Origin of the sequence: Stenotrophomonas sp. AS012628, assembly GCF_010608305.1 — a bacterium.
GTDB lineage: Bacteria > Pseudomonadota > Gammaproteobacteria > Xanthomonadales > Xanthomonadaceae > Stenotrophomonas > Stenotrophomonas geniculata.
The window spans coordinates 1-203 of record NZ_VMBJ01000346.1 but is presented as its reverse complement, the minus strand read 5'-3'; the positions used below and the strand labels follow the sequence as shown (position 1 = coordinate 203).

1 protein-coding gene is annotated in these 203 nt (G+C 66.5%); it reads left to right on the top strand.

Features of this window, described 5'->3' with window-relative positions; translation table 11 throughout:
- A partial coding sequence (locus G5A07_RS22200; protein ID WP_262405919.1) for an OB-fold nucleic acid binding domain-containing protein occupies window positions 1-203 on the top strand: 203 nt, incomplete at both ends.

The window sequence follows — 203 nt, the reverse complement described above, 5'->3', positions numbered from 1 at the left end:
GGTGGAGTGATCTTCCTCGATGTGCGCGATCGCGAGGGGCTGGCCCAGGTGGTGTTCGATCCGGACCGTGCGGAAACCTTCGCCAAGGCCGACCGGGTGCGCAGCGAGTTCGTGGTGAAGATCACCGGCAAGGTGCGCCTGCGCCCTGAAGGCGCGCGCAACCCGAACATGGCGTCTGGCTCCATCGAGGTGCTGGGCTACGA